Source organism: Streptomyces sp. PsTaAH-124 (genome assembly GCF_000373685.1).
Taxonomy (GTDB): Bacteria; Actinomycetota; Actinomycetes; order Streptomycetales; family Streptomycetaceae; genus Streptomyces; species Streptomyces andamanensis.
In genome coordinates this window covers 361,720-385,704 of sequence record NZ_KB892180.1, presented here as the reverse complement: position 1 = coordinate 385,704, position 23,985 = coordinate 361,720, and the positions used below count along the sequence as shown (strand labels likewise).

Genomic DNA, 23,985 nt, shown 5'->3' with positions numbered 1-23,985 from the left:
GTCAGGCGTCGCGGCGGACCTCCACCACCCGGAAGCGGTCGGCCACGAACGCGCCGTCCGTGAGAGCCGCGTTGGCCGCGGGGTTGCCGCCCGAGCCGTGGAAGTCGGAGAAGGCCGCGGTCTGGTTGACGTACACCCCGCCGGTGAGGTTCAGCGACAGCTGGGCCGCCTCCTCCAGGCACACCTCTTCGATCGCCCGCTCGACCTCGTCGTCGGTCGTGTGGGCGCCCACCGTCATCGCGCCCTTCTCGCGGACGGTGCGCCGCAGCAGCTCCACCGCGTCGGCGGCCGAGTCGACGGCGACCGCGAAGGAGACCGGTCCGAAGCACTCGCTCAGGTAGGCGGCCTCGGCCTCCGGCTTGGCGCCGTCCAGCTTCACGATCACCGGGGTGCGCACCACGGCGTCGGGGAAGTCGGGGTTGGCGATCTCGCGGGAGGCGAGGGCGACCTCGCCGAGCGCCGCGGCGGCCTCCAGCCGGGCCTTGACGTCCGGATTGACGATGGCGCCGAGCAGGGCGTTCGCCCGCGCGTCGTCGCCGAGCAGGGCGTCCACCGCCTTGGCGAGGTCGGCGGCCACCTCGTCGAAGGACTTGGGGCCCTGGTCGGTGCGGATGCCGTCCCGGGGGATCAGCAGGTTCTGCGGGGTGGTGCACATCTGGCCGCTGTACAGGGACAGCGAGAAGGCCAGGTTGGCGAGCATGCCCTTGTAGTCGCCGGTCGACTCCAGGACGACCGTGTTGACCCCGGCCTTCTCCGTGTACACCTTGGCCTGGCGGGCGTTGGCCTCCAGCCAGTCGCCGAAGGCCGTGGAGCCGGTGTAGTCGATGATCCGGATCTCGGGGCGGGTGGCGAGGGCCTTGGCGATGCCCTCGCCGGGCCGCTCGGCGGCCAGCGTCACCAGGTTCGCGTCGAAGCCGGCCTCGGCCAGCACCTCGCGGGCGACGCGCACGGTGAGGGCGAGCGGCAGCACCGCGCGCGGGTGCGGCTTGACCAGGACCGCGTTGCCGGTGGCCAGGGAGGCGAACAGGCCCGGGTAGCCGTTCCACGTCGGGAAGGTGTTGCAGCCGATGACCAGGGCGGTGCCGCGGGGGACCGGGGTGAACGTCTTGGTGAGGGCGAGCGGGTCGCGCTTGCCCTGCGGCTTGCTCCACTCCGCGGTGTCCGGGGTGCGGGTCTGCTCCGCGTACGCGTACGCAACCGCTTCCAGGCCGCGGTCCTGGGCGTGCGGGCCGCCCGCCTGGAACGCCATCATGAAGGCCTGGCCGGAGGTGTGCATGACCGCGTGCGCGAACTCGTGCGTCCGGTCGCTGATCCGGTGCAGGATCTCCAGGCAGACCGCGGCCCGCAGCTCCGCACCCGCCTCGCGCCAGGCCCGCTGTCCGGCGCGCATGGCGGGCAGCAGCACGTCGAGGTCCGCGTGCGGATACGTCACGCCCAGCTCGATGCCGTACGGCGAGATCTCGCCGCCCACCCAGTCGTCGGTGCCGGGCTGGCCGAGGTCGAGGCGGGTGCCCAGGAGGGCGTCGAAGGCGGCCTTGCCCGCCGCGGCGTCCAGGCTGCCGTGCTCCCCGTAGGCCTTGGGGTGCTCGGGGTGGGGCGACCAGTACGCGCGCGTGCGGATCGCCTCCAGTGCCTGGTCGAGAGTGGGCCGGTGGCGGGCGATCAGCTCGTGCGCGGTCGGTGCGGCGGCCATGCGGGACCAACTCCTTGTCCGGAGGACTCTTCGTCGAGCTCATGACCTGGCGGAACCATGGGCGTGGACGGCCGGTCAGGGTTAGAGTAACCGAACGATCGGTCGGGACAAGGGGGTCCGCCGCATCTGTGGAAAAGTCGGGCCAGGGGGGTCCGCCGCGTCCGTGAAAACGCCGTGCGGGAGGATCGCGCACATGACAGCACTCGACCTCAGCAGCCCCGTGGCCGTCGTCGGCACCGGCACCATGGGCCAGGGCATAGCCCAGGTCGCGCTGGTCGCGGGCCATGTCGTACGTCTGTACGACGCTCTGCCCGGGAGGGCCGCCGAGGCGGCCGCCGCGATCGGCGCCCGGCTCGACCGGCTCGTCGAGAAGGACCGGCTCACCGGCGCCGAACGGGACGCGGCCCGCGCCCGGCTCGCGCCCGCGGAAGGCCTCGCCGAGCTGGCCGACTGCGCCCTCGTCGTCGAGGCCGTCCTGGAGGACCTGGACGCCAAGCGGGCCCTGCTGACGGAGCTGGAGGGCATCGTCGCCGACGACTGCCTGATCGCCACCAACACCTCGTCCCTGTCGGTCACCGCCGTCGGCGGTGTGCTGCGCAGCCCCGGCCGCTTCGTCGGCCTGCACTTCTTCAACCCGGCGCCGCTGATGCCGCTGGTCGAGGTGGTCTCCGGCTTCGCCACCGACGTCACCTCGGCCACGCGCGCGTACGAGACGGCCCGCGCCTGGGGCAAGACCCCGGTCGCCTGCGCCGACACCCCCGGCTTCATCGTCAACCGCATCGCCCGCCCCTTCTACGCCGAGGCGTTCGCCGTCCACGAGGGGCAGGCGGCCGACCCCGCCACCATCGACGCCGTGCTGCGCGAGTCCGGCGGGTTCAGGATGGGCGCCTTCGAACTGACCGATCTCATCGGCCAGGACGTCAACGAGTCCGTCACGCACTCCGTGTGGCGGTCCTTCTTCCAGGACGTGCGCTTCACCCCCTCGCTGGCCCAGCGGCGCCTGGTGGAGTCGGGCCGGCTCGGCCGCAAGAGCGGCCACGGCTGGTACGAGTACGGGGAGGACGCCGAGCGGCCCGAACCGCACACCGCCGAGCCCGCGCAGCCGCCCGCGTACGTCGTCGCCGAGGGCGACATGGGACCGGCGGCGGACGTGCTCACCCTCGTCCGCGAGGCGGGCATCCAGGTCCGCGAGGAGGACGAGGACCACGGTACCCGCCTGGTGCTGCCGAGCGGCGGACAGCTCGTCCTCGCCGACGGGCAGAGCTCCGTGGAGTTCCGCGACGTCGTCTACTTCGACCTCGCCCTCGACTACCGCCGCGCCACCCGGATCGCCCTGTCCGCCTCCCAGGACACCTCCCCGCGGACGCTGTCCGAGGCCATCGGCCTCTTCCAGGCGCTCGGCAAGGCCGTCAGCGTCATCGGGGACGTCCCCGGCATGATCGTGGCGCGCACGGTCGCACGGATCATCGATCTGGCGCACGACGCCGTCGCCAAGGGAGTGGCCACCGAGGAGGACATCGACACGGCGATGTGCCTGGGCGTCAACTACCCCCTGGGCCCCTTCGAATGGAGCCGCCGCCTCGGCCGCACCTGGGCCTACGGGCTCCTGGACGACCTGCATCTGCGCGACCCGTCCGGACGCTACGCCCCGTCCCTCGCGCTGTACCGCCACGCGTACGCCACCGACAAGCGGGAGGCCGCCTCATGACCACGGCCCGACGCGACACGTACACCCCCCAGACGCTGCTGTCGGTGGCCGTGCGGGTCTTCAACGAGCGCGGCTACGACGGCACCTCCATGGAGCACCTGTCCAAGGCCGCGGGCATCTCCAAGTCGTCGATCTACCACCATGTCGCCGGCAAGGAGGAACTGCTGCGCCGGGCGGTCACCCGGGCGCTCGACGGGCTCTTCGGGATCCTCGACGAGGAGCACGCGCGCGTGGGCGGCGCCGCCGAGCGCCTGGAGTACGTCGTACGCCGCATGGTCGAGGTGCTCACCGCCGAACTGCCCTATGTGACGCTGCTGCTGAGGGTGCGCGGCAACACCGGGACCGAGCGCTGGGCGCTGGAGCGGCGGCGCACCTTCGACCACCGGGTGGCCGAGCTGCTGAAGGCGGCGGCCGCCGAGGGCGATGTGCGCACCGACGTGGAGGTGCGGCTGGCGACCCGGCTGGTCTTCGGGATGATCAACTCGATCGTGGAGTGGTACCGCCCGGACGGCGGCGGGGCGAGCGAGCAGGACGTGGCCGACGCCGTGGTGCGGCTGGTCTTCGGCGGGCTGCGCAAGCCGGGCTGAACGGCCGGCGCGGCTGCGTGAGCGGCTGTACGGGCGCGGTACCTGTGGTCACCCCTGCGGTTCCAGGTCCTCCTCCTCGAACACCAGCAGGGTGCGGGTGCTGAGCACCTCCGGGATGGCCTGGATCCGGGTGAAGACCACTTCGCGCAGGGCCCGGTTGTCGGGGGTGTGCACCAGCAGCAGGACGTCGAAGTCCCCGCCCACCAGGGCGATGTGCGAGGCACCGGGCAGCCGCCGCAACTGCTCGCGCACCGTGCGCCAGGAGTTCTGCACGATCGTCAGCGTGATGTAGGCGGACGTGCCGTGCCCGGCGCGCTCGTGGTCGACGCGGGCGCCGAAGCCGCGGATGACCCCGTCCTCGACGAGGCGGTTGATACGGGCGTAGGCGTTGGCGCGCGAGACGTGGACCCGTTCGGCGACCGACCGTATCGAGGCGCGGCCGTCCGCCTGGAGCATCCGCAGGATGTCCTGGTCGATGGCGTCCAGCGGACGCGCGGGCGGCGGGGCGGACTCGCCGCCGTCCTCCGTGCGCCCGGCGTTCTCGGCCATTTGTTCAGATGCCATGTCCCCCCACCTCTCCGCCATGGACGTACTGCATCCATAGCAAGCTGTGGAGAACCGTTTGTCCACAGCCTGGGGCCGCATGTAGCCAAAATGTGCCGACGACCGAACAATCGGTAGGTGGGGCGAGTCACAGCCGACGCGCCTCCCGTAGCCGCTCCCACGAGGAGGTGCCCGTCATGACGGTCATGGAGCAGCGGGGTGCGTACCGGCCATCGCCGCCGCCCGCCTGGCAGCCCCGAACCGACCCCGCGCCGCTGCTGCCGGACGCGGAGCCCCATCGCGTCCTGGGCACCGAGGCGGCCGCGCAGGCCGACCCCGAGCTGCTGCGCCGTCTGTACGCGCACCTGGTGCGCGGTCGCAGGTTCAACGCGCAGGCCACCGCCCTCACCAAGCAGGGCCGCCTCGCCGTCTACCCGTCCAGCACCGGCCAGGAGGCGTGCGAGGTCGCGGCCGCGCTCGTCCTCCAAGGCGACGACTGGCTCTTTCCCAGCTACCGCGACACGCTCGCCGTCGTGTCCCGAGGGGTCGACCCCGTCGAGGCCCTCACGCTGCTGCGCGGCGACTGGCACACCGGCTACGACTCCCGCGCGCACCGCGTCGCCCCGCTCTCCACCCCGCTGGCCACCCAGCTCCCGCACGCCGTGGGCCTCGCCCACGCCGCCCGGCTCAAGGGCGACGACGTGGTCGCGCTGGCCATGGTCGGCGACGGCGGCACCAGCGAGGGCGACTTCCACGAGGCGCTGAACTTCGCCGCCGTCTGGCAGGCACCGGTCGTCTTCCTGGTGCAGAACAACGGCTTCGCCATCTCCGTCCCGCTCGCCAAGCAGACGGCCGCGCCCTCCCTGGCGCACAAGGCCGTCGGCTACGGCATGCCGGGCCGCCTGGTCGACGGCAACGACGCGGCGGCCGTCCACGAGGTCCTCGCCGACGCCGTACGGCACGCGCGCGCGGGCGGCGGCCCGACCCTGGTCGAGGCGGTGACCTACCGCATCGACGCCCACACCAACGCCGACGACGCCACCCGCTACCGGGACGACGCCGAGGTGGCGGCCTGGCGCGACCACGACCCCGTCCTGCTGCTGGAGCGGGAGCTGACCGGGCGCGGACTGCTCGACGAGGACGGCATCGCGGCCGTCCGCGAGGACGCCGAGGCGATGGCCGCGCGGCTGCGCGAGCGGATGAACCAGGACCCGGCGCTCGACCCCGCGGACCTGTTCGCCCACGTCTACGCCGAACCGACCCCGCAACTGCGCGAGCAGCAGGCCCTGCTGCGGGCGGAGCTGGCGGCCGAGGCCGAGGAGGGCACCGCCCGATGACCACCGTCGCGCTCAAACCGGCCACCATGGCCCAGGCCCTCACACGCGCGCTGCGCGACGCCATGGCCGCGGACCCGGCGGTGCATGTCATGGGGGAGGACGTCGGCGCCCTCGGCGGGGTCTTCCGGGTCACCGACGGCCTCACCGCCGAGTTCGGCGAGGAACGCTGCACCGACACACCGCTGGCCGAGGCCGGCATCCTCGGCACCGCCGTCGGCATGGCCATGTACGGACTGCGCCCGGTCGTCGAGATGCAGTTCGACGCCTTCGCCTTCCCGGCGTTCGAGCAGCTCGCCAGCCATGTCGCCAAGATGCGCAACCGCACGCGCGGACGGCTGCCGCTGCCCCTGACCATCCGCATCCCCTACGGCGGCGGCATCGGCGGCGTCGAACACCACAGTGACTCCTCCGAGGCGTACTACATGGCGACCCCGGGGCTCCATGTCGTCACGCCCGCCACCGTCGCCGACGCCTACGGACTGCTGCGCGCCGCCATCGCCTCCGACGACCCCGTCGTCTTCCTCGAACCCAAGCGGCTGTACTGGTCGAAGGACGCCTGGAACCCGGAGGAACCGCCGGGTGTCGAGCCGATCGGGCGCGCGGTGGTGCGGCGCACCGGCCGCAGCGCCACCCTCCTCACCTACGGCCCCTCCCTGCCCGTCTGCCTCGAAGCCGCCGAGGCGGCCCGCGCCGAGGGCTGGGACCTGGAGGTCGTCGACCTGCGTTCGCTGGTGCCGTTCGACGACGAGACGGTGTGCGCGTCGGTCCGGCGCACCGGGCGCGCGGTCGTCGTCCACGAGTCGCACTCCTTCGGCGGACCGGGCGGGGAGATCGCCGCCCGTGTCACCGAGCGCTGCTTCCACCACCTGGAGGCGCCGGTGCTGCGCGTGGCCGGATTCGACACCCCCTACCCGCCGCCGATGCTGGAGCGGCACCACCTGCCCGGTGTCGACCGGATCCTGGACGCCGTCGCGCGTCTCCAGTGGGAGGCCGAGGGCTGATGGCACAGGTGCTGGAGTTCAGGCTGCCCGACCTCGGGGAGGGGCTCACCGAGGCGGAGATCGTCCGCTGGCTGGTCGAGGTGGGCGACGTCGTCGCCGTCGACCAGCCGGTGGTCGAGGTCGAGACGGCCAAGGCCATGGTCGAGGTGCCCTGCCCCTACGGAGGCGTGGTCACCGCGCGCTTCGGCGAGGAGGGGGCGGAGCTTCCGGTGGGGGCGCCGCTGCTCACCGTCGCGGTCGGGGAATCCGCCGCGCCGTCCGGACCGGCCGCCGCGGGCGGTACCGGCGACACCGGTACCGCCGGTGGCATCGACGGCACCGGTGCTCCGGCGGGCGCGGGCGACGGCTCCGGCAATGTGCTGGTGGGCTACGGCACGGCGGAGCCTCCGGCGCGCCGCCGCCGGGTGCGTCCGGTGACCGGCGGCGGGCCGGCCGTCACCACCGCTGCGGTGGCGACGGCCTCCGGGGCCCTTGGGACCTCCGAGACCTCCGGGGGCTCCTGGGCCTCCGAGGACTCGGTACCCGTGGTGGACGAGTCGTCGGTGGCCGTGGACGGCGCTTCGCGGCCGGTCGACGGGCCGGTGCCCGTGATCTCACCGCTGGTGCGCAGGCTCGCCCGCGAGCACGGGCTGGACCTGCGGCGGCTGCCGGGCTCCGGGCCCGACGGGCTCATCCTGCGCGCTGACGTGGAGGAAGCGCTCCGCAGGACGGGGGAGGCGGCGCCCGCCGGTCCGGCCTCCCCCGTCGGTTCCTCCCTTGCTTCCGGTGCTTCCGGACCGGCCGGGACTTCCGGTCTCTCCGGACCGGCCGGGACTTCCGGTGCTTCCGGTCCCTCCGGACCGGCCGGGACCGGTGCGGAGACCCGTGTCCCGCTCAAGGGCGTACGCGGGGCCGTCGCCGACAAGCTGTCCCGCAGCCGCCGGGAGATCCCCGACGCGACCTGCTGGGTCGACGCCGACGCGACGGAGCTGCTGCGCGCACGGGCGGCCATGAACGCCGCGGGCGCGCCGAAGATCTCCCTGCTCGCCCTCCTCGCGCGGATCTGCACGGCCGCGCTCGCCCGCCACCCGGAGCTGAACTCCAGGGTCGACACGGAGGCCCGGGAGATCGTCCGGCTCGGCCATGTGCACCTGGGCTTCGCCGCGCAGACCGACCGCGGGCTGGTCGTCCCCGTCGTAAGGGACGCGCACGCGCGGGACGCCGAGGCGCTGACGGCCGAGTTCGCCCGGCTGACCGAGGCGGCGCGGACCGGCACGCTCACGCCGGGGGAGCTGACCGGCGGGACCTTCACGCTGAACAACTACGGCGTCTTCGGCGTCGACGGCTCCACACCGATCATCAACCACCCCGAGGCGGCCATGCTCGGGGTCGGCCGTATCGTCCCCAGACCCTGGGTGCACGAGGGCGAGCTGGCGGTCCGGCAGGTCGTCCAGCTCTCGCTCACCTTCGACCACCGGGTGTGCGACGGCGGTACCGCGGGCGGCTTCCTGCGCTACGTGGCGGACTGCGTGGAACAGCCGGCGGTGCTGCTGCGCACGCTGTGAGGGCCTGTCCCGACCGGGCCCGGGTCGACCGGGCCGGTCGGGCGGGGGCCCGTCCGTGCGAACGGCCCGGCCCTGGGCGGTCGTCGGGTCCGGCGCACGCCCGCGTTCCGGGCCTGTGCGGGCGGGACGCATACTCGGTGGGTGACCGCTCACGAGCCCGTCGGCGCCCAGGACGCCCCAGCCGGTGATTCGCCTCCGGCCGGTGACCCGTCCGCGACCGGGGATCTGTCGCAGGTCGGGGATCCACCGCCGGACGGTGAACCGCCTTCAGCCGGGGACCTGCCCCCGGTAGGTGACCCGCCCCGGCCCCGGCCCCGGAGCCTGCCCCCGTCCCCGTCGCGGGCAGGCGCCCGGCCTTCGCCCGGCGCCCCGGCCTCCCCCGGCCACGACGTCGTCGTCCTGGCCGGGGGTGCCGCGCGGCGGCTCGGCGGGGTGGACAAGCCGGGGGTGCGGGTCGGGGGCCGGGCCCTGCTCGACCGGGTGCTCGACGCGTGCGCCGACGCGACCGTCACCGTCGTCGTGGCCGATCCCCGGCCCACCGCGCGGCCCGTGCGCTGGGCGCGCGAGGAGCCGCCCGGCGGCGGCCCGCTCGCCGCGCTCGCGGCGGGACTGTCCCGTACCACCGCTGATCTGGTCGTCGTCCTCTCCGCCGACCTGCCCTTCCTGCGGCCGGACACGGTGCGGCGGCTGCTCGCCGCCCTGCGGGCGGGCCGTGCCGACGGCGCGCTGCTCACCGACGCCGACGGCCGCGACCAGCCGCTCGTGGCGGCCTACCGCGCGTCCGCGCTGCGCCGCGGGCTGGCGGGGCTCACCCGGGAGCACGGCGCGCTCGACGGGCTGCCGCTGCGTCGGCTGACCGCGGTGCTCGACCTCACCCGTGTTCCGGACGATGTCGCCTCGTTCGACTGCGACACCTGGGACGACATCGCCACCGCCAGGGCACGCATCAGGGAGCATGGGCACGTGCTGGATGAATGGATTTCCGCAGTCAAGGACGAGCTGGGCATCGACCTGGACGTCGACACCGGAGTATTGCTCGACCTCGCCCGCGACGCCGCCCACGGCGTGGCCCGGCCCGCGGCGCCCCTGACCACGTTCCTCGTCGGCTACGCGGCGGCGCGGCAGGCCGGAGCGGGTCCTGAGGCGGTCGCCGAGGCGGCCCGCAAGGCCGCGGCGCTGGCGCTGCGCTGGGCGGACGAGGACAGCTCGCCGGGCGAGCCCGGCGCGGCCCCCGACGCCACGCCCGACACCCGCCCGGACGCCGGATGACGGCCCGCGGCGCGCAGACCGGCGAGGACGCCGGGAAGGCAGCCGGAACCCGGGACACCGAGGACCTCGACGTCGAGGAGGCGCTCGCGCTCGCGAACGGGAGCGCGGGTCACTTCCCGGGCGGCGGTGACCTCCCCGGTGGCGGCCACCTGCCCGGCCCCGGCTTCGGCCCCGGCCGTCTGCCCGGCGGCGGCCCCGCCCCCGCAGCGGACGGTGCCGCCTCCCCCGGGTACGCAACCGGCTCCGGCCCGCTCCCGTACGGCACGCCGTACGCCTCGCAGGCCGACCCGCGGACGACGTCCTGGCCCCGGGCCCGCGAGATCGCCGGACGCGCCGCGCGGGGCATCGCCCGTCGCTCCCCCGTCTCGGTCGCCCTGGACGCGGCCCTGGGCCTGGTCCTGGCCGAGCCCGTCGCGGCCCTCACCGATCTGCCCTCCTTCGACACCTCCGCGATGGACGGCTGGGCGGTCGCCGGACCCGGTCCGTGGGACGTCCGTGAGGGCGGCTCCCTGGCCGGGGACGCGCAGCCCGAGCCGCTGACCGACGGCACGGCGGCCCGCATCGCCACCGGTGCCCGGATCCCGCAGGACACCACCGCCGTGCTGCGCACCGAGCACGGCCGCACCGACGCCAAGGGCCGGCTGCACTCGGTCCGGGAGCTGAGCCACGGCCAGGACATCCGGCCCCGTGGACAGGAGTGCCGTTCCGGTGAGCACCTGCTGCCTGCCGGCACCCTGGTCACCCCGGCCGTGCTGGGCCTGGCGGCGGCGGCCGGGTACGACACGCTGACCGCCGTGCCCCGGCCGCGCGTCGACGTGTTCGTGCTCGGCGACGAACTGCTCATCGAGGGCCTGCCCCGAGACGGCCGGATCCGGGACGCGCTCGGCCCGATGCTGCCGTCCTGGCTGCGCGCGCTGGGCGCCGAGGTGGCCGCGGTGCGCCGTATCGGCGACGACGCCAAGGCGCTACAGAAAGCCCTCAGCCGGTCCGTGGCCGATCTGATCGTCACCACCGGGGGCACCGCCGCCGGGCCCGTCGACCATGTCCGCCCCACCCTGCACAGCCTCGGCGCCGACCTCCTGGTGGACGGTGTCGACGTACGCCCCGGCCATCCCATGCTGCTGGCCCGCACCAAGGAGGACCAGCACCTCGTCGGGCTGCCCGGCAATCCGCTCGCCGCCGTCTCCGGGCTGATCACGCTCGCCGAACCGCTGCTGCGCGTCCTGGCCGCGCGCCCGGCCCCGGAGCCGTACACGCTGCCGCTGCGGGACGGGGTGCACGGCCATCCGCACGACACCCGGCTCGTACCCTCCGTACTGCGCGGCGACCATGCGGTCCCGCTGCGCTACAACGGGCCTGCCATGCTGCGGGGTGTCGCCGCGGCCGACGCGTTGGCCGTCGTACCGGCGGGCGGCCTTCGTGCGGGCCAGGAGGCCGAACTGCTCGATCTGCCCTGGGCCGCCGCCGGAATCGGAGTGTGTTTCACGTGAAACTTCCGGGCCATGATGCGATCGCCCGCCAGGCGGACGAGCATCTCGTGACCCATCGGGTGAAACTCCCGAGGAAACTCGTCGACCGCCCCATACGCCAGGTCGCGAAGCGACTCGCCATGGCACTGCTGGTGCTGGTGGTGACCGTCGCGGTCGTCTACGTCGACCGCGCGGGCTATCACGACAGCGCCGACCAGACCGTGGACCTCCTCGACTCGGCGTACTACGCGACGGTGACGCTCTCCACCACCGGGTACGGCGACATCACACCTGTCAGCGACAGCGCCCGGCTCACCAACATCCTCGTCATCACGCCGCTGCGCGTGCTGTTCCTGATCATCCTCGTCGGCACCACGCTCGAAGTCCTCACCGAGCGCACCCGTGAGGAATGGCGCCAGAGCCGCTGGAGGTCCACCTTGCGCGATCACACCGTCGTCGTCGGCTTCGGGACGAAGGGGCGGTCGGCGATCCAGACCGTCTGCGCGACCGGGCTGAAGCAGCAGCAGGTCGTCGTGGTCGACCCCAGTTCCAAGGCGATCGACGTGGCCACGGCCGAGGGGTACGCCGGCGTCATCGGCGACGCCACACGCAGCGAGGTGCTGAAGCGGGCGGAGGTCCACCGGGCGCGGCAGATCATCATCGCCACACAGCGGGACGACACGGCCGTGCTGGTGACCCTGACGGCCCGGCAGCTCAACCGGAGCGCGAAGATCGTCGCCGCGGTGCGCGAGGAGGAGAACGCCCCGCTGCTCAAGCAGTCCGGCGCGGACGCCGTGATCACCAGCGCGAGCGCGGCGGGACGGCTGCTGGGCCTCTCGGTGCTCAGCCCGGCCGCCGGCATGGTCATGGAGGACCTCATCCAGCAGGGCAGCGGGCTGGACATCGTCGAACGGCCCGTCATAAAGGCCGAGACGGGCCGCAGTCCGCGCGAGATCGACGACCTGGTGGTCAGCGTCGTCCGCGGGCACCGGGTCCTCGGGTACGACGACCCGGCCGCCGCCTCCCTCCAGCTGACGGACCGCCTGATCACCATCGTGCGGGCGACGCCCGGCACGCAGGTCACCCCGGACATCCGCCCGCTGCCGCAGGACTGACCGCCCGGTCCCCGGGCCCGTGCGCCGCCCGCCCGGCGCGGTGCGGCACGCGGATGCCGCTGCCCGGTGGTGCGGGACGGGGCGAGGAGTAGCGTCGGCCCCATGCATGCGATCACGATTCCCGAACCCGGTGGCCCCGAGGCGTTGGTGTGGGACGAGGTGCCGGATCCCGTGCCCGCCGAGGGGGAGGTGCTGGTCGAGGTGGTGGCCGGCGCCGTCAACCGGGCCGACATCCTGCAACGGCAGGGCCACTACGACCCGCCGCCCGGCGCCTCTGGCCACCCCGGTCTGGAGTGCTCCGGACGGATCGCCGCGCTCGGCCCCGGGGTGTCCGGCTGGGCGGTCGGCGACGAGGTGTGCGCACTGCTCGCGGGCGGCGGCTATGCCGAGAAGACCGCCGTACCGGCCGGACAGCTGCTGCCCGTCCCGCAGGGCGTGGACCTGCGGCAGGCGGCGGCCCTGCCCGAGGTGGTCTGCACGGTGTGGTCGAACGTCTTCATGGTCGCCCATCTGCGTCCCGGCGAGACCCTGCTCGTGCACGGCGGCTCCAGCGGTATCGGCACCATGGCGATCCAGCTCGCCAAGGCCGCCGGTGCGCGGGTCGCCGTCACGGCCGGCACCCGGGAGAAGCTGGACCGCTGCGCCGAACTGGGCGCGGACATCCTGATCAACTACCGCGAGCAGGACTTCGTCGAGGAGATCCGGCGGGCCACGGACGGGGCCGGTGCCGACGTCATCCTGGACAACATGGGCGCCAAGTACCTGGACCGCAATGTCCGGGCGCTCGCCGTCAACGGCCGGCTCGCGATCATCGGCATGCAGGGCGGTGCCAAGGGCGAGCTGAACATCGGCGCCCTGCTGGCCAAGCGGGGCGCGATCAGCGCGACCTCGCTGCGGGCCCGCCCGCTCGACGAGAAGGCGGCGATCGTGGCCGCCGTACGCGAGCACGTCTGGCCGCTGATCGCGGACGGGCATGTGCGTCCGGTCGTCGACCGCGAGGTGCCGATGCGCGACGCCGCGACCGCGCACCGGATCGTGGAAGAGAGCGGCCACATCGGCAAGGTGCTGCTGGTCGCCTCCTGACCGGCCGCGCACGGCCGGGGCCCGCGCTCCGGCCGTGCGCCACGGACACGGCCTACGCCCGGCGCACCCGCAGCGCGATGAAGGCCAGCCCCAGGCCGAGCCCGATCAGGACCAGTCCGCTGCCGAGCGGCAGCATCTCCAGGACCGGACCGGAGGCGGTACCGCCCGGCGGGCGGGGGGCGGGCGGCCGGGTGGAGGCGGACGCCAGGGGGACGACGGACGCCCCGGGCGAGCGGGGGGCGGCCGTCGGCGTACCGGGCGAGGCGGCGTCCGGGCGGCCCTCTCCGTCCTGCCACGGCGGGCGATGGCCACCGTCCTTCACCCCGCCCTCGTGCCGGTGCGCCCGTCCCGGGCGCCGCCGCCCCTCGTCCTCGTCGTCGTCCCCGCCGGACGGCTCGCGGCGGGCGGGCGCCGCCGCCGGGGAAGCGGCCTGGAGGGCCTGGAGAGCCTGGAGGAGGACCGGGGCGGCGGACGCGGGGGACGAGGCGGGTGCCGGGTGTTTCGGGGCGGGCGGACGCACCGGGGCCGTCGACGGGGCGGCGTGCGCCGCCGTGGCGGAGGGCGTGGGTACGGGCGTCCCGGGCGCCGAGGCGGAGGGCGGCGGGCCGGGCGGCCGCGGGTGCGCCGAGGCGGGGCCGCCGGACAGGACCAGCGCCGCCAGCAGGACCGGTACCGGCACGATCAGCCGTCCCGCCGCCCCCGGCGCGGTGCGCGGCAGCCATGGAGTCACCCCGGGGACCCCCTCACGGTGGCCGATCAGTGGTTCAGTGCCACCACAGTCACATCACCGGAGCGATCCGGCATTCCGGGTTCGGCCGCCGGGTCGAATCCCCGGTGCGGACCGCCGGGGCGACCGCGCCGGGGACTCGGCCCGGCCGACGCCCCGGACGCGGCACGGTGGATCACCGTCCGCGGGGGGCACCGGGGAGGTGACGGGTACGGGTGCGAGAGAATGGCGGTATGGAGATGCCGAGGAACGAACGGTCGCCGGAGAATCCGCAGATCCTGGTCGTGGGCCAGGATGGCATGGCGCTCGGAGGCGGCGGGGACGACGACTCGCACGAGACCCCGGTCACGGCGCAGGTGGAGCAGCCCGCCAAGGTCATGCGGATCGGCAGCATGATCAAACAGCTGCTGGAAGAGGTGCGGGTCGCCCCGCTGGACGACGCCAGCCGGGCCCGGCTCAAGGAGATCCACGCCAGCTCGGTCAAGGAGCTGGAGGACGGCCTGGCGCCGGAACTGGTCGAGGAGCTGGAGCGCCTCTCGCTGCCGTTCACCGACGAGGGCACCCCCAGCGACGCGGAGCTGCGGATCGCGCAGGCGCAGCTGGTGGGCTGGCTGGAGGGCCTCTTCCACGGGATCCAGACCACCCTGTTCGCCCAGCAGATGGCCGCCCGCGCCCAGCTGGAGCAGATGCGCCGCGCCCTGCCGCCGGGCGTCGGCCACGAGGGCGTCGTCGAGGACCCGCGCACGGGCGGCCGCTCCGGCGGCCCGTACCTGTGACCGCGCACCGGCCGCCTCCGGCCGTACGCACACGCACATGAGCGGAGGAGGGCCCGGCAGCCAGGCTGCCGGGCCCTCCTCCGTGTCCGTTCGCCGGGCGGGCCCGCCGGTCAGGACGTCGCCGGGTCGCCCGTCGACACGTAGAGCTGGATCGTCGGCATGTTCTTCGGGTCGACGTCCGTGTCGGCGGCGGGGAACTGGCTCATGACGGTGCCCTGGCCGTAGGTGTTCTCATCCTGCTTGACCTCCTTCAGGTGCCAGCCGGCCGCCTGGAGGCACTCCTTGACCGAGCCGATGTACTTGAACTGGAAGTTCGGCACCTTGATCAGCTTGGGGTCGTTGTACGACTCCTGCGGCTCCTTGCAGGAGCTCACGTCGATCGTCTTGGAGGTGTCGGGGCCGCGGTGTCCCTCGACGGGGGCCGAGGAGGAGCCGGGGCTCGCGCTCGTGCCGGTGTCGTCGCCCTTGGCCTTGTCGTCGTCACCGCCGCCGTTCAGCAGCAGCGCGGCGATCAGACCGGCGACGGCGATCACGGCGACGGCCGCCGAGGCGAGGATGACCACCTTGTTGTTCCCCCGGCCGCCCGGCGAGCCGCCGGAGGAGGCCGGGGACTGCGGGGAGAGGTTGTACGGCGGGGGCGTCGACGCCTGCTGCGGGGCGTAGGGCGAGGCGGCGGGCGGGGTCTGGTACCCGGCCGTCTGCTGCGGATAGCCGTACGACGGCGTGGGGGCGGGGCCCGGGGCCGGGGTGCCGTACGGGTGCGGCGCCGGGGCGGGCTGGTACGGCGTCTGCACCTGGCCGGCGACCGGCGGCGCGGTGTCGACCGGTGGGAACACCGCGGAGCCGACGCCCGCGCCGCTCGGCGCATGGGAACCCGGGACGATGCTGGGCGGGGCCGCCTGGAAGGAGGCCGCCACGCGCAGGCACTCGTCGCGCATCGACTCGGCGCTCGGGAAGCGCTCGTTGGGATTCTTCTTCAGCGCGCGGGCGACCAGCGCGTCCACCGCCGGGGGCAGCGCGCGGTTGACCGAGGAGGGCGCCACCGGCTCCTCCTGCACATGCGCGTAGGCGATGGCCAGCGGCGAGTCGGCGTCGAACGGCAGCCGCCCGGTGACCAGCTGGAACAGCATGATGCCGACCGAGTACAGGTCGGAGCGCGCGTCCACGCCCCGGCCCAGGGCCTGTTCGGGAGAGAGGTACTGCGGGGTGCCGACGACCATGCCGGTCTGGGTCATCGAGGTGACGCCGGACTGCATGGCGCGGGCGATGCCGAAGTCCATGACCTTGACGACGCCGCGCTTGGTCACCATCACGTTGCCCGGCTTGATGTCCCGGTGGACCAGGCCCATCTCGTGGCTGATCTCCAGGGCGGCCAGCACATCGGCGGTGACCTTCAGCGCCTGGTCGGCGGGCATCGCGCCCTGGCGGCGCACGTCCTCGTCGAGCACCGAGCCCAGCGGCCGGCCCTCGACGTACTCCATGACGATGTACGGCGTCGTCATGGAGTCCAGCGTGTCCTCGCCGGTGTCGAACACCGAGACGATGTTGGTGTGCGTGAGCTTGGCCACCGCCTGGGCCTCGCGGCGGAACCGCTCGCGGAACGCCGGTTCCCGGCCCAGTTCGGTGTGGAGCGTCTTGATCGCGACCTGGCGGTCGAGCACGGAGTCGTAGGCGAGGTGGACCGAGGCCATGCCGCCCTCGCCGAGCAAGTCGCGCAGCTGGTACCGGCCGCCGGCCAGCGCCCGCCCCGCGAACCGGCCCTGTGCGCCGTCCTGGCTCATCTTCTGCGTCCCCCATGTAGCGCGCGGCGGCAGCGGCTGCCTCGCGCGCGATCGGCTGTCCGTCGACGGTCCCCGGGACCGGACGTGACCTGACCTCATGTCCGGATCTCGATGATCGAAAGTGTTATTCCCGGCCAAGTCTGCCCCAGGGCACCGACACGTCAAGCTCGGTGCCCGTTCCGTGACCGTACGCGAAAGAAGCGTCGCGCAAGCGTTACAGCGGTCGTACGACCGGTACACGGGATTTGCACGACGGCGGCCGCTCGCGGTTTGATGACCGGTCCGTCCCGGACCGGTCCCCGCGGTGAACCCGGACCGGCGGCTTGCGCCGAGCCTGTAGCGTGGCCGACGGAGACCGTGACAACACCGCGCACCCGCGGGCAGAAACGACGGCGAGGACTGATGGACCAGACGCAACGCGCCCAGGGCCCGTCCGACCCCGAGGCGTCTGGCGGCGGCGGTATGTCGGACATGCCGGAGATGTGGGGCAACGGCGGTCTGGTCGGCGACGGCCGGTACCGGCTGACGCACCGGCTCGGCCGGGGCGGCATGGCCGAGGTGTTCGCGGCCGAGGACGTACGGCTGGGCCGTACCGTCGCCGTCAAGCTGCTCCGCGCGGACCTGGCCGAGGACCCCGTCTCCAAGGCCCGCTTCACGCGCGAGGCGCAGTCCGTGGCCGGCCTCAACCACCACGCGATCGTCGCCGTGTACGACTCCGGCGAGGACGTCGTGGGCGGCCAGTCCGTGCCGTACATCGTGATGGAGCTGGTCGAGGGCCGCACCATCCGCGACCTGCTGCTCAACGCCGAGGCGCCGGGCCCCGAGCAGGCGCTGATCATCGTCTCCGGAGTCCTGGAGGCGCTGGCCTACTCGCACCAGCACGGCATCGTGCACCGCGACATCAAGCCCGCCAACGTCATCATCACCGACCACGGCGCCGTGAAGGTGATGGACTTCGGCATCGCCCGCGCCCTGCACGGGGCGTCCACGACGATGACGCAGACCGGCATGGTGATGGGCACCCCGCAGTACCTCTCCCCGGAGCAGGCCCTCGGCAAGGCCGTCGACCACCGCTCCGACCTGTACGCCACCGGCTGCCTGCTGTACGAACTCCTCGCGCTGCGGCCCCCGTTCACCGGCGAGACCCCGCTGTCGGTGGTCTACCAGCACGTCCAGGACATGCCGGTGCCGCCGTCCTCGACCTCGGGCGGCGCCTGCCCGCCCGAACTCGACGGCCTGGTCATGCGCTCCCTCGCCAAGGAGCCCGACGACCGGTTCCAGACCGCCGAGGAGATGCGCGGCCTGGTCCAGTACTCCCTCCAGATGCTCTACGAGCAGGGCGGCCACACCGGCACCTGGAACACCGGTCCGGTGGCGGCCCCCGACGCCCGGCACACCCCGGCGTCCGGCTTCGCCGGGACGACGGTGATGCCGCACCACGGCGAGGCCCACGCCGGGACCACGCAGATCCCGCAGCCGATCCTGCCCTCCGGGTACGGCAACCGCGACGACGGCGGCTTCGAGGGGCACGGCAACCGGCGCGAGGGCGGCCGGGGCAAGCTGTGGATCCTTGCCGTGCTCGCGGTGGTCGCCATCGCGGCGGGCGTGGCGCTGGCGCTGCACAGCACCGGCGGCAAGGGCGGCGACGGCGGCACCTCCGGCACCACCACCTCGCCCTCGGCCACCCAGTCCACCCAGGACGAGCAGCCCAGCTCCAGCCCGACCGACGACTCGACCGGGCAGCCCTCGGACTCGTCCACGGACACCGGGTCGGGCTCGGCGGGCACCGGCTGGAACCACAAGCCCTCGCAGCGGCCGTCGTGGTCGCCGTCCCAGAAGCCCACGGACGACACGACCGAGGAGCCCTCGAAGGAGCCCTCCCACGAGGCCTCCAGCCCGCCGGTGCAGACGACGCCGCCCGGCGGCGGCAGCAACTCGCCGCCGACGTCCAGCGGGCCGGGCACCGGTGACGGTGGCAGCACTCCCGGCCCGCCGGACGACGACACGGGCGACTGAGCGCACCCGCACGCGCGCGTGGAACCCCGACGGGGCTCCACGCGCGCACGTGTGTCCGCCCGCCGTCCCGGGCCCCCGTACGGCCTCCGGGCCCGTCCTACTGCGCGAACGCCCCGCACACCGCGTCGTACTCCTTCGTCCACCACACCACCAGCGCCGAGGCGGCCGGGAACTGGGGATCGGCGCGGGTGTCGCCGCGCTCGTAGTGCCAGCGCAGCATCCAGAAGTCGTTGAGGCGCTCCCACCACACCCGGTGCACGGCGGCGGCCAGCTCCGCGGCCGTGGCCCCGGCCGCGCGCCGGTACGCGCGCGCGTAGGCCGTGATCTTGGACAGGTCCAGGGTGCCGCCCGGCCGGACGAAGAAGATCGCGGCGGCGCGGACCGCCTCCTCCGCGCGCGGCTGCACCCCGAGCCGGTCCCAGTCGACGATCGCGGCGGGCGCGTCCCCCCGGTAGAGCACGTTGAAGGGGTGGAAGTCGCCGTGCACCCAGCCCACCGGGCCGCCGGGCGGCGGGCGCCGGGCGGCGTGCTGCTCCAGCAGGGTGCGGCGCTCCAGGAGCCGGTGCCGGGCCAGCTCGTCGAAGGCGTCCGGCGGCCGGTGGCGGCGGACGTGGCCGAGCAGGTCGTCGATCAGGCTGAGGGTGTCGGCCGGGTCGGCGCTCTCGACCGGGTGCGGTCCCCGCGCGGGCCGGGTGCGCGCCTTGGGGGGCATCACGCGCTCCAGACAGGCGTGCACGGCGCCCAGCAGCGCGCCCAGGCGGGTGCACTGGCCGGTGGTGAGCTGGCCGCCGTGCCGGTGCCTGCCGTCGATCCACGGGTACAGGGCGTAGGCGTGGCCGCCGACCACGGCGACCGTGCGTCCGTCCCGGCCCGCCAGCGCGGGCGCCACCGGGACGCCCAGGTCGGCCAGGCGCTGGGTGGCGCGGTGCCGGCGGGCGATCGAGGCGGGGTCGGCGGTGTCGGGGTCGAAGTGATGCTTGAGGAAGTACCGTCCGCGGGTCGTGCACAGCCGGTATCCGCGGTTGAGCAGCCCCTGGTCGACCGGCTCGCAGGCGACGGCGGAACCGGCGGCGTACCGGCGCAGCAGAGCGTTCAGAGGGGGCGCGAGGGGCACAGAGGGTGGTACACATGGGCGCTGCACGCGGCAGATGCTAGGGCAACGACCGGGCCGGTGAGCTGGGGCTTGTCACAGACAGTCATCGCAAGTCGCTTTCGGTCACATGAGATCACCGGGCCGTTCTCCCTTCGTCCTCCCTTCGTCCCGATTTCTGGGCACCTCGGCCGTGTGGCGGCGTGGACGGTCAAGAGCGGTTCCGGCCACTCGTGAACTCTTCCCGACTACGGGGTGACCGGGATAACGTGCCGGTGTTCCGGCCCCCTGCAAGGCTGTGACCAGCGGCTGCCCCCCGTGCCCGGCGAGGTACTTGGACGTCCAAGCGAAAATACTTGGAAATCCAAGGAAACGCGCAGGTCAGGAGGGGTTTCCCAGAAATGTGGAGCACTGGGTAACGTGGCTGTTGCAGGGCGCTCGCCGGGGCACCTGTCACGCCTGTTCCCGGCCGAGTGGCACCCACCCCGTGCCCCGTGGTCGAAACAGGTGAGCCGCACTGGCCTACCGGCAACCCCGGGGGCCGGACCGACGGAGGAGCACACGTGACCGTGGAGAGCACTGCCGCGCGCACATCGCGACGCAGCGCCGGAAGCAAGGCCGGCACGTCCGGCACCAAGGCGGCCGGCACCACCGGCACCAAGGGCACCACCCGCACGACCGCCAGGAAGGCCGCAGCCGCGAAGGGTGCCGAGCCCGGCCTCGTGCAGCTGCTCACGCCCGAGGGCAAGCGCGTCAAGAACGCCGAGTACGACAAGTACGTCTCCGGCATCACCGCCGACGACCTGCGCGGCCTGTACCGCGACATGGTGCTCACCCGTCGCTTCGACGCCGAGGCCACCGCCCTCCAGCGCCAGGGCGAGCTGGGTCTGTGGGCCTCGCTGCTCGGCCAGGAGGCCGCCCAGATCGGCTCCGGCCGCGCCCTGCGCGACGACGACTACGTCTTCCCGACCTATCGCGAGCACGGCGTCGCCTGGTGCCGCGGGGTCGACCCGACCAACCTGCTCGGCATGTTCCGCGGCGTGAACAACGGCGGCTGGGACCCGAACGGCAACAACTTCCACCTGTACACGATCGTCATCGGCTCGCAGACGCTGCACGCCACCGGCTACGCCATGGGTATCGCCAAGGACGGCGCCGACAGCGCGGTGATCGCCTACTTCGGCGACGGCGCCTCCAGCCAGGGCGACGTGGCGGAGTCCTTCACCTTCTCCGCCGTCTACAACGCCCCCGTGGTGTTCTTCTGCCAGAACAACCAGTGGGCCATCTCCGAGCCGACCGAGAAGCAGACCCGCGTGCCGCTCTACCAGCGCGCGCAGGGCTACGGCTTCCCCGGCGTCCGGGTCGACGGCAACGACGTGCTGGCCACGCTCGCGGTCACCCGGTGGGCGCTGGAGCGCGCCCGCGCGGGCGAGGGCCCCACCCTGGTCGAGGCGTACACGTACCGCATGGGCGCCCACACCACCTCCGACGACCCCACCCGCTACCGCCACGACGACGAGCGGGCCGCCTGGGAGGCCAAGGACCCGATCCTGCGCCTGCGCCGCCATCTGGAGGCGTCACACCACGCGGACGAGGGATTCTTCGCGGAACTCGACGCCGAGAGCGAGACGTTGGGCAAGCGAGTGCGCGAGGCGGTCCGTGCCATGCCGGACCCGGACCACTTCGCCATCTTCGAGAACGTGTACGCGGACGGGCACGCGCTCGTCGACGAGGAGCGCGCCCAGTTCGCCGCCTACCAGGCGTCGTTCGCGGACGCCGAGGGGGTCTGAGATGGCGGAGAAGATGGCCCTGGCCAAGGCGATCAACGAGTCGCTGCGCCGCGCCCTGGAAGCGGATCCCAAGGTCCTCGTCATGGGCGAGGACGTCGGCAAGCTCGGCGGTGTGTTCCGGGTGACCGACGGCCTCCAGAAGGACTTCGGCGACAGCCGCGTGATCGACACCCCGCTGGCCGAGTCCGGCATCGTCGGCACGGCGATCGGCCTGGCCCTGCGCGGCTACCGCCCGGTGGTGGAGATCCAGTTCGACGGCTTCGTCTTCCCGGCCTACGACCAGATCGTCACCCAGCTGGCGAAGATGCACGCCCGCTCGCTGGGCAAGGTCAAGATGCCGGTCGTGGTCCGCATCCCCTACGGCGGCGGCATCGGCGCGGTCGAGCACCACTCGGAGTCCCCCGAGGCGCTCTTCGCGCACGTGGCGGGCCTGAAGATCGTCTCCCCGTCCAACGCGTCGGACGCGTACTGGATGATGCAGCAGGCCATCCAGAGCGACGACCCGGTGATCTACTTCGAGCCCAAGCGGCGCTACTGGGACAAGGCCGAGGTCGACACCGAGGCCATCCCCGCCCCGCTGCACAGGGCGCAGGTCGTCCGCGAGGGCACCGACCTCACGCTGGCCGCCTACGGCCCGATGGTCAAGCTCTGCCAGGAGGCCGCCGCCGCGGCCGCCGAGGAGGGCAAGTCCCTGGAGGTCCTGGACCTGCGTTCGGTCTCCCCGCTGGACTTCGACTCCGTGCAGGCGTCGGTGGAGAAGACCCGCCGCCTGGTCGTCGTCCACGAGGCCCCGGTCTTCTTCGGCTCCGGCGCGGAGATCGCCGCCCGGATCACCGAGCGCTGCTTCTACCACCTGGAGGCCCCCGTCCTGCGGGTCGGCGGCTACCACGCGCCGTACCCGCCGGCGCGCCTGGAGGAGTCCTATCTGCCGGACCTCGACCGCGTGCTCGACGCCGTCGACCGCTCGCTGGCGTACTGAGGGAGAGGGTCGTGACGACGATGACGGATGTGGCGTCCGTACGCGAGTTCAAGATGCCGGACGTCGGCGAGGGGCTGACCGAGGCCGAGATCCTCAAGTGGTACGTCCAGCCCGGCGACACGGTCACCGACGGCCAGGTGGTGTGCGAGGTCGAGACCGCCAAGGCGGCCGTCGAACTGCCCATCCCCTACGACGGCGTGGTCCGCGAGCTGCGCTTCCCCGAGGGCACCACGGTGGACGTGGGCACGGCCATCATCGCGGTGGCCGTCGCGGGCGCGGCTCCGGCCGAGCCCCAGGCCGAGGTGCCCGCCCAGGCGGCCCCGGCCGCCGAGGACCGGCCGGCCGCCCAGGAGCCGAAGCCGGAGGGCCGCCAGCCGGTCCTGGTCGGCTACGGCGTCTCCACCTCCGCCAGCAAGCGCCGCCCGCGCAAGGGCGCCGAGACCGCCGGGGCGAACCCGGCGGCGACGGCGGTCCAGGCCGAGCTGAACGGCCACGGCGCCGGGCCCGCCCCCGAGGTGCGGGAACGCCCGCTGGCCAAGCCTCCGGTGCGCAAGCTGGCCAAGGACCTCGGCGTGGACCTCACGACCGTGGTCCCCTCCGGGCCGGACGGCATCATCACGCGCGAGGACGTGCACGCGGCGGCCACGACGACCACCGCCGCGGCGGCGGCCCCGGTGACGGCGGCGACGGCGGAACCGGCGGCGCAGGCCCCGGCCGCTGTCCCGGCCACCGCCCCGGCCCCGGCCGCCTCCTACGACACCGGCCGCGAGACCCGCATCCCGGTCAAGGGCGTCCGCAAGGCCACGGCGGCGGCGATGATCGGCTCCGCGTTCACCGCCCCGCACGTCACGGAGTTCGTGACCGTGGACGTGACGCGCACCATGAAGCTCGTCGAGGAGCTGAAGCAGGACAAGGAGTTCACCGGACTGCGGGTGAACCCCCTCCTGCTGATCAGCAAGGCGCTGCTCGTCGCGATCAAGCGCCACCCGGACATCAACGCGTCCTGGGACGAGGCCGCCCAGGAGATCGTCCTCAAGCACTACGTCAACCTGGGCATCGCCGCGGCCACCCCCCGGGGGCTGATCGTGCCGAACATCAAGGACGCCCACGCCAAGACGCTCCCGCAGCTCGCCGAGTCCCTGGGCGAGCTGGTCGCCACCGCCCGCGAGGGCCGGACGTCCCCGGCGGCCATGCAGGGCGGCACGGTCACCATCACCAACGTCGGCGTCTTCGGCGTCGACACGGGCACGCCGATCCTCAACCCCGGCGAGTCCGCGATCCTCGCGGTCGGCGCGATCAAGCTCCAGCCCTGGGTCCACAAGGGCAAGGTCAAGCCCCGTCAGGTCACCACCCTCGCCCTCTCCTTCGACCACCGCCTGGTCGACGGCGAGCTGGGCTCCAAGGTGCTGGCCGATGTCGCCGCGATCCTGGAACACCCCAAGCGGCTGATCAGTTGGGCCTGACGGCTCTGATCCGC

19 protein-coding genes are annotated in these 23,985 nt (G+C 73.6%); 14 read left to right on the top strand and 5 right to left on the bottom strand.

Annotated features, from left to right (window positions below):
• Nucleotide 1 precedes the first annotated feature (1 nt).
• Nucleotides 2–1,693: a phenylacetic acid degradation protein PaaN gene (paaN, locus tag B086_RS0124840; RefSeq protein ID WP_018569142.1), complete on the bottom strand. Its 1,692-nt coding sequence runs from the start codon at nucleotides 1,691–1,693 to the stop codon at nucleotides 2–4.
• A gap of 193 nt (nucleotides 1,694–1,886) precedes the next feature.
• Here paaN and B086_RS0124835 point away from each other — a divergent pair, with 193 nt between their 5' ends.
• Both B086_RS0124835 and B086_RS0124830 read left to right on the top strand, forming a co-directional pair.
• Entirely contained in the window at nucleotides 1,887–3,401 is a 1,515-nt protein-coding gene (locus B086_RS0124835) for a 3-hydroxyacyl-CoA dehydrogenase (RefSeq protein WP_018569141.1), read from the top strand.
• Nucleotides 3,398–3,988, top strand: a complete 591-nt coding sequence (locus tag B086_RS0124830) for a TetR/AcrR family transcriptional regulator (protein WP_018569140.1) — start codon at nucleotides 3,398–3,400, stop codon at nucleotides 3,986–3,988. The genes B086_RS0124835 and B086_RS0124830 overlap by 4 nt, the downstream gene beginning before the upstream one ends.
• Before the next feature lie 48 nt (nucleotides 3,989–4,036).
• On the opposite strand, the gene B086_RS0124825 is transcribed toward B086_RS0124830, so the two are convergent.
• Nucleotides 4,037–4,552, bottom strand: a complete 516-nt coding sequence (locus tag B086_RS0124825) for an Lrp/AsnC family transcriptional regulator (RefSeq protein WP_420712567.1) — start codon at nucleotides 4,550–4,552, stop codon at nucleotides 4,037–4,039.
• A 176-nt stretch (nucleotides 4,553–4,728) separates the two neighbouring features.
• On the opposite strand from B086_RS0124825, the gene pdhA (B086_RS0124820) reads away from it, so the two are divergent.
• The 7 genes from pdhA (B086_RS0124820) to B086_RS0124790 all read left to right on the top strand — a co-directional run bounded on the left by pdhA (B086_RS0124820) (nucleotide 4,729) and on the right by B086_RS0124790 (nucleotide 13,349).
• A complete protein-coding gene (gene pdhA, locus B086_RS0124820) occupies nucleotides 4,729–5,868 on the top strand; it encodes a pyruvate dehydrogenase (acetyl-transferring) E1 component subunit alpha (RefSeq protein ID WP_018569138.1) in 1,140 nt (379 codons plus the stop codon).
• The gene (locus tag B086_RS0124815; protein ID WP_018569137.1) at nucleotides 5,865–6,869 is read left to right on the top strand and encodes an alpha-ketoacid dehydrogenase subunit beta; all 1,005 of its coding nucleotides are present in this window, start codon (nucleotides 5,865–5,867) and stop codon (nucleotides 6,867–6,869) included. Before pdhA (B086_RS0124820) ends, B086_RS0124815 begins: the two co-directional genes overlap by 4 nt.
• Nucleotides 6,869–8,413 carry a dihydrolipoamide acetyltransferase family protein gene (locus B086_RS0124810; RefSeq protein ID WP_018569136.1) on the top strand — a complete coding sequence of 515 codons (1,545 nt, stop codon included), beginning with the start codon at nucleotides 6,869–6,871 and terminating at the stop codon, nucleotides 8,411–8,413. The genes B086_RS0124815 and B086_RS0124810 overlap by 1 nt, the downstream gene beginning before the upstream one ends.
• Before the next feature lie 399 nt (nucleotides 8,414–8,812).
• Nucleotides 8,813–9,682 (top strand): NTP transferase domain-containing protein, encoded by an 870-nt coding sequence (locus B086_RS0124805; RefSeq protein WP_026252745.1) that lies wholly within the window; start codon nucleotides 8,813–8,815, stop codon nucleotides 9,680–9,682.
• Nucleotides 9,679–11,172: a molybdopterin molybdotransferase MoeA gene (locus B086_RS0124800; RefSeq protein ID WP_018569134.1), complete on the top strand. Its 1,494-nt coding sequence runs from the start codon at nucleotides 9,679–9,681 to the stop codon at nucleotides 11,170–11,172. Before B086_RS0124805 ends, B086_RS0124800 begins: the two co-directional genes overlap by 4 nt.
• Nucleotides 11,169–12,266, top strand: coding sequence for a potassium channel family protein (locus tag B086_RS0124795; protein WP_026252744.1), 1,098 nt, complete (start codon nucleotides 11,169–11,171; stop codon nucleotides 12,264–12,266). Before B086_RS0124800 ends, B086_RS0124795 begins: the two co-directional genes overlap by 4 nt.
• Before the next feature lie 102 nt (nucleotides 12,267–12,368).
• The gene (locus tag B086_RS0124790; protein ID WP_018569132.1) at nucleotides 12,369–13,349 is read left to right on the top strand and encodes an NAD(P)H-quinone oxidoreductase; all 981 of its coding nucleotides are present in this window, start codon (nucleotides 12,369–12,371) and stop codon (nucleotides 13,347–13,349) included.
• A 52-nt stretch (nucleotides 13,350–13,401) separates the two neighbouring features.
• Here B086_RS0124790 and B086_RS40675 read toward each other — a convergent pair whose 3' ends face one another.
• Entirely contained in the window at nucleotides 13,402–14,079 is a 678-nt protein-coding gene (locus B086_RS40675; protein ID WP_051115902.1) for a hypothetical protein, read from the bottom strand.
• Nucleotides 14,080–14,309: 230 nt separating this feature from the next.
• Here B086_RS40675 and B086_RS0124780 point away from each other — a divergent pair, with 230 nt between their 5' ends.
• A complete protein-coding gene (locus tag B086_RS0124780; RefSeq protein ID WP_018569131.1) occupies nucleotides 14,310–14,852 on the top strand; it encodes a bacterial proteasome activator family protein in 543 nt (180 codons plus the stop codon).
• A gap of 110 nt (nucleotides 14,853–14,962) precedes the next feature.
• On the opposite strand, the gene B086_RS0124775 is transcribed toward B086_RS0124780, so the two are convergent.
• Entirely contained in the window at nucleotides 14,963–16,633 is a 1,671-nt protein-coding gene (locus B086_RS0124775) for a protein kinase domain-containing protein (RefSeq protein WP_018569130.1), read from the bottom strand.
• A 402-nt stretch (nucleotides 16,634–17,035) separates the two neighbouring features.
• On the opposite strand from B086_RS0124775, the gene B086_RS0124770 reads away from it, so the two are divergent.
• A complete protein-coding gene (locus B086_RS0124770) occupies nucleotides 17,036–18,649 on the top strand; it encodes a protein kinase domain-containing protein (RefSeq protein ID WP_018569129.1) in 1,614 nt (537 codons plus the stop codon).
• Nucleotides 18,650–18,746: 97 nt separating this feature from the next.
• On the opposite strand, the gene B086_RS0124765 is transcribed toward B086_RS0124770, so the two are convergent.
• Nucleotides 18,747–19,763 carry a phosphotransferase gene (locus tag B086_RS0124765; protein WP_018569128.1) on the bottom strand — a complete coding sequence of 339 codons (1,017 nt, stop codon included), beginning with the start codon at nucleotides 19,761–19,763 and terminating at the stop codon, nucleotides 18,747–18,749.
• 539 nt (nucleotides 19,764–20,302) lie between these two features.
• Here B086_RS0124765 and pdhA (B086_RS0124760) point away from each other — a divergent pair.
• Genes pdhA (B086_RS0124760) through B086_RS0124750 form a run of 3 tightly spaced genes read left to right on the top strand, consistent with a single transcriptional unit; the run spans nucleotide 20,303 to nucleotide 23,971 of the window.
• Nucleotides 20,303–21,529: a pyruvate dehydrogenase (acetyl-transferring) E1 component subunit alpha gene (gene pdhA, locus B086_RS0124760; protein WP_018569127.1), complete on the top strand. Its 1,227-nt coding sequence runs from the start codon at nucleotides 20,303–20,305 to the stop codon at nucleotides 21,527–21,529.
• A 1-nt stretch (nucleotide 21,530) separates the two neighbouring features.
• A complete protein-coding gene (locus B086_RS0124755) occupies nucleotides 21,531–22,508 on the top strand; it encodes an alpha-ketoacid dehydrogenase subunit beta (protein ID WP_018569126.1) in 978 nt (325 codons plus the stop codon).
• A gap of 11 nt (nucleotides 22,509–22,519) precedes the next feature.
• On the top strand, nucleotides 22,520–23,971 hold the full coding sequence (locus B086_RS0124750; protein WP_026252743.1) for a dihydrolipoamide acetyltransferase family protein: 1,452 nt from the start codon (nucleotides 22,520–22,522) through the stop codon (nucleotides 23,969–23,971).
• Nucleotides 23,972–23,985: the final 14 nt, after the last annotated feature.

Bases quoted from the DNA above. Each gene is read 5' to 3' on its own strand.
- paaN (WP_018569142.1), bottom strand. From the start codon at position 1,693: ATGGCCGCCGCACCGACCGCGCACGAGCTGATCGCCCGCCACCGGCCC.
- B086_RS0124755 (WP_018569126.1), top strand. From the start codon at position 21,531: ATGGCGGAGAAGATGGCCCTGGCCAAGGCGATCAACGAGTCGCTGCGC.
- B086_RS0124780 (WP_018569131.1), top strand. From the start codon at position 14,310: ATGGAGATGCCGAGGAACGAACGGTCGCCGGAGAATCCGCAGATCCTG.
- B086_RS0124830 (WP_018569140.1), top strand. From the start codon at position 3,398: ATGACCACGGCCCGACGCGACACGTACACCCCCCAGACGCTGCTGTCG.
- pdhA (WP_018569138.1), top strand. From the start codon at position 4,729: ATGACGGTCATGGAGCAGCGGGGTGCGTACCGGCCATCGCCGCCGCCC.
- B086_RS0124770 (WP_018569129.1), top strand. From the start codon at position 17,036: ATGGACCAGACGCAACGCGCCCAGGGCCCGTCCGACCCCGAGGCGTCT.
- B086_RS0124790 (WP_018569132.1), top strand. From the start codon at position 12,369: ATGCATGCGATCACGATTCCCGAACCCGGTGGCCCCGAGGCGTTGGTG.
- B086_RS0124815 (WP_018569137.1), top strand. From the start codon at position 5,865: ATGACCACCGTCGCGCTCAAACCGGCCACCATGGCCCAGGCCCTCACA.
- B086_RS0124825 (WP_420712567.1), bottom strand. From the start codon at position 4,552: ATGGCATCTGAACAAATGGCCGAGAACGCCGGGCGCACGGAGGACGGC.
- B086_RS0124810 (WP_018569136.1), top strand. From the start codon at position 6,869: ATGGCACAGGTGCTGGAGTTCAGGCTGCCCGACCTCGGGGAGGGGCTC.
- B086_RS0124775 (WP_018569130.1), bottom strand. From the start codon at position 16,633: ATGAGCCAGGACGGCGCACAGGGCCGGTTCGCGGGGCGGGCGCTGGCC.
- B086_RS0124800 (WP_018569134.1), top strand. From the start codon at position 9,679: ATGACGGCCCGCGGCGCGCAGACCGGCGAGGACGCCGGGAAGGCAGCC.
- B086_RS0124835 (WP_018569141.1), top strand. From the start codon at position 1,887: ATGACAGCACTCGACCTCAGCAGCCCCGTGGCCGTCGTCGGCACCGGC.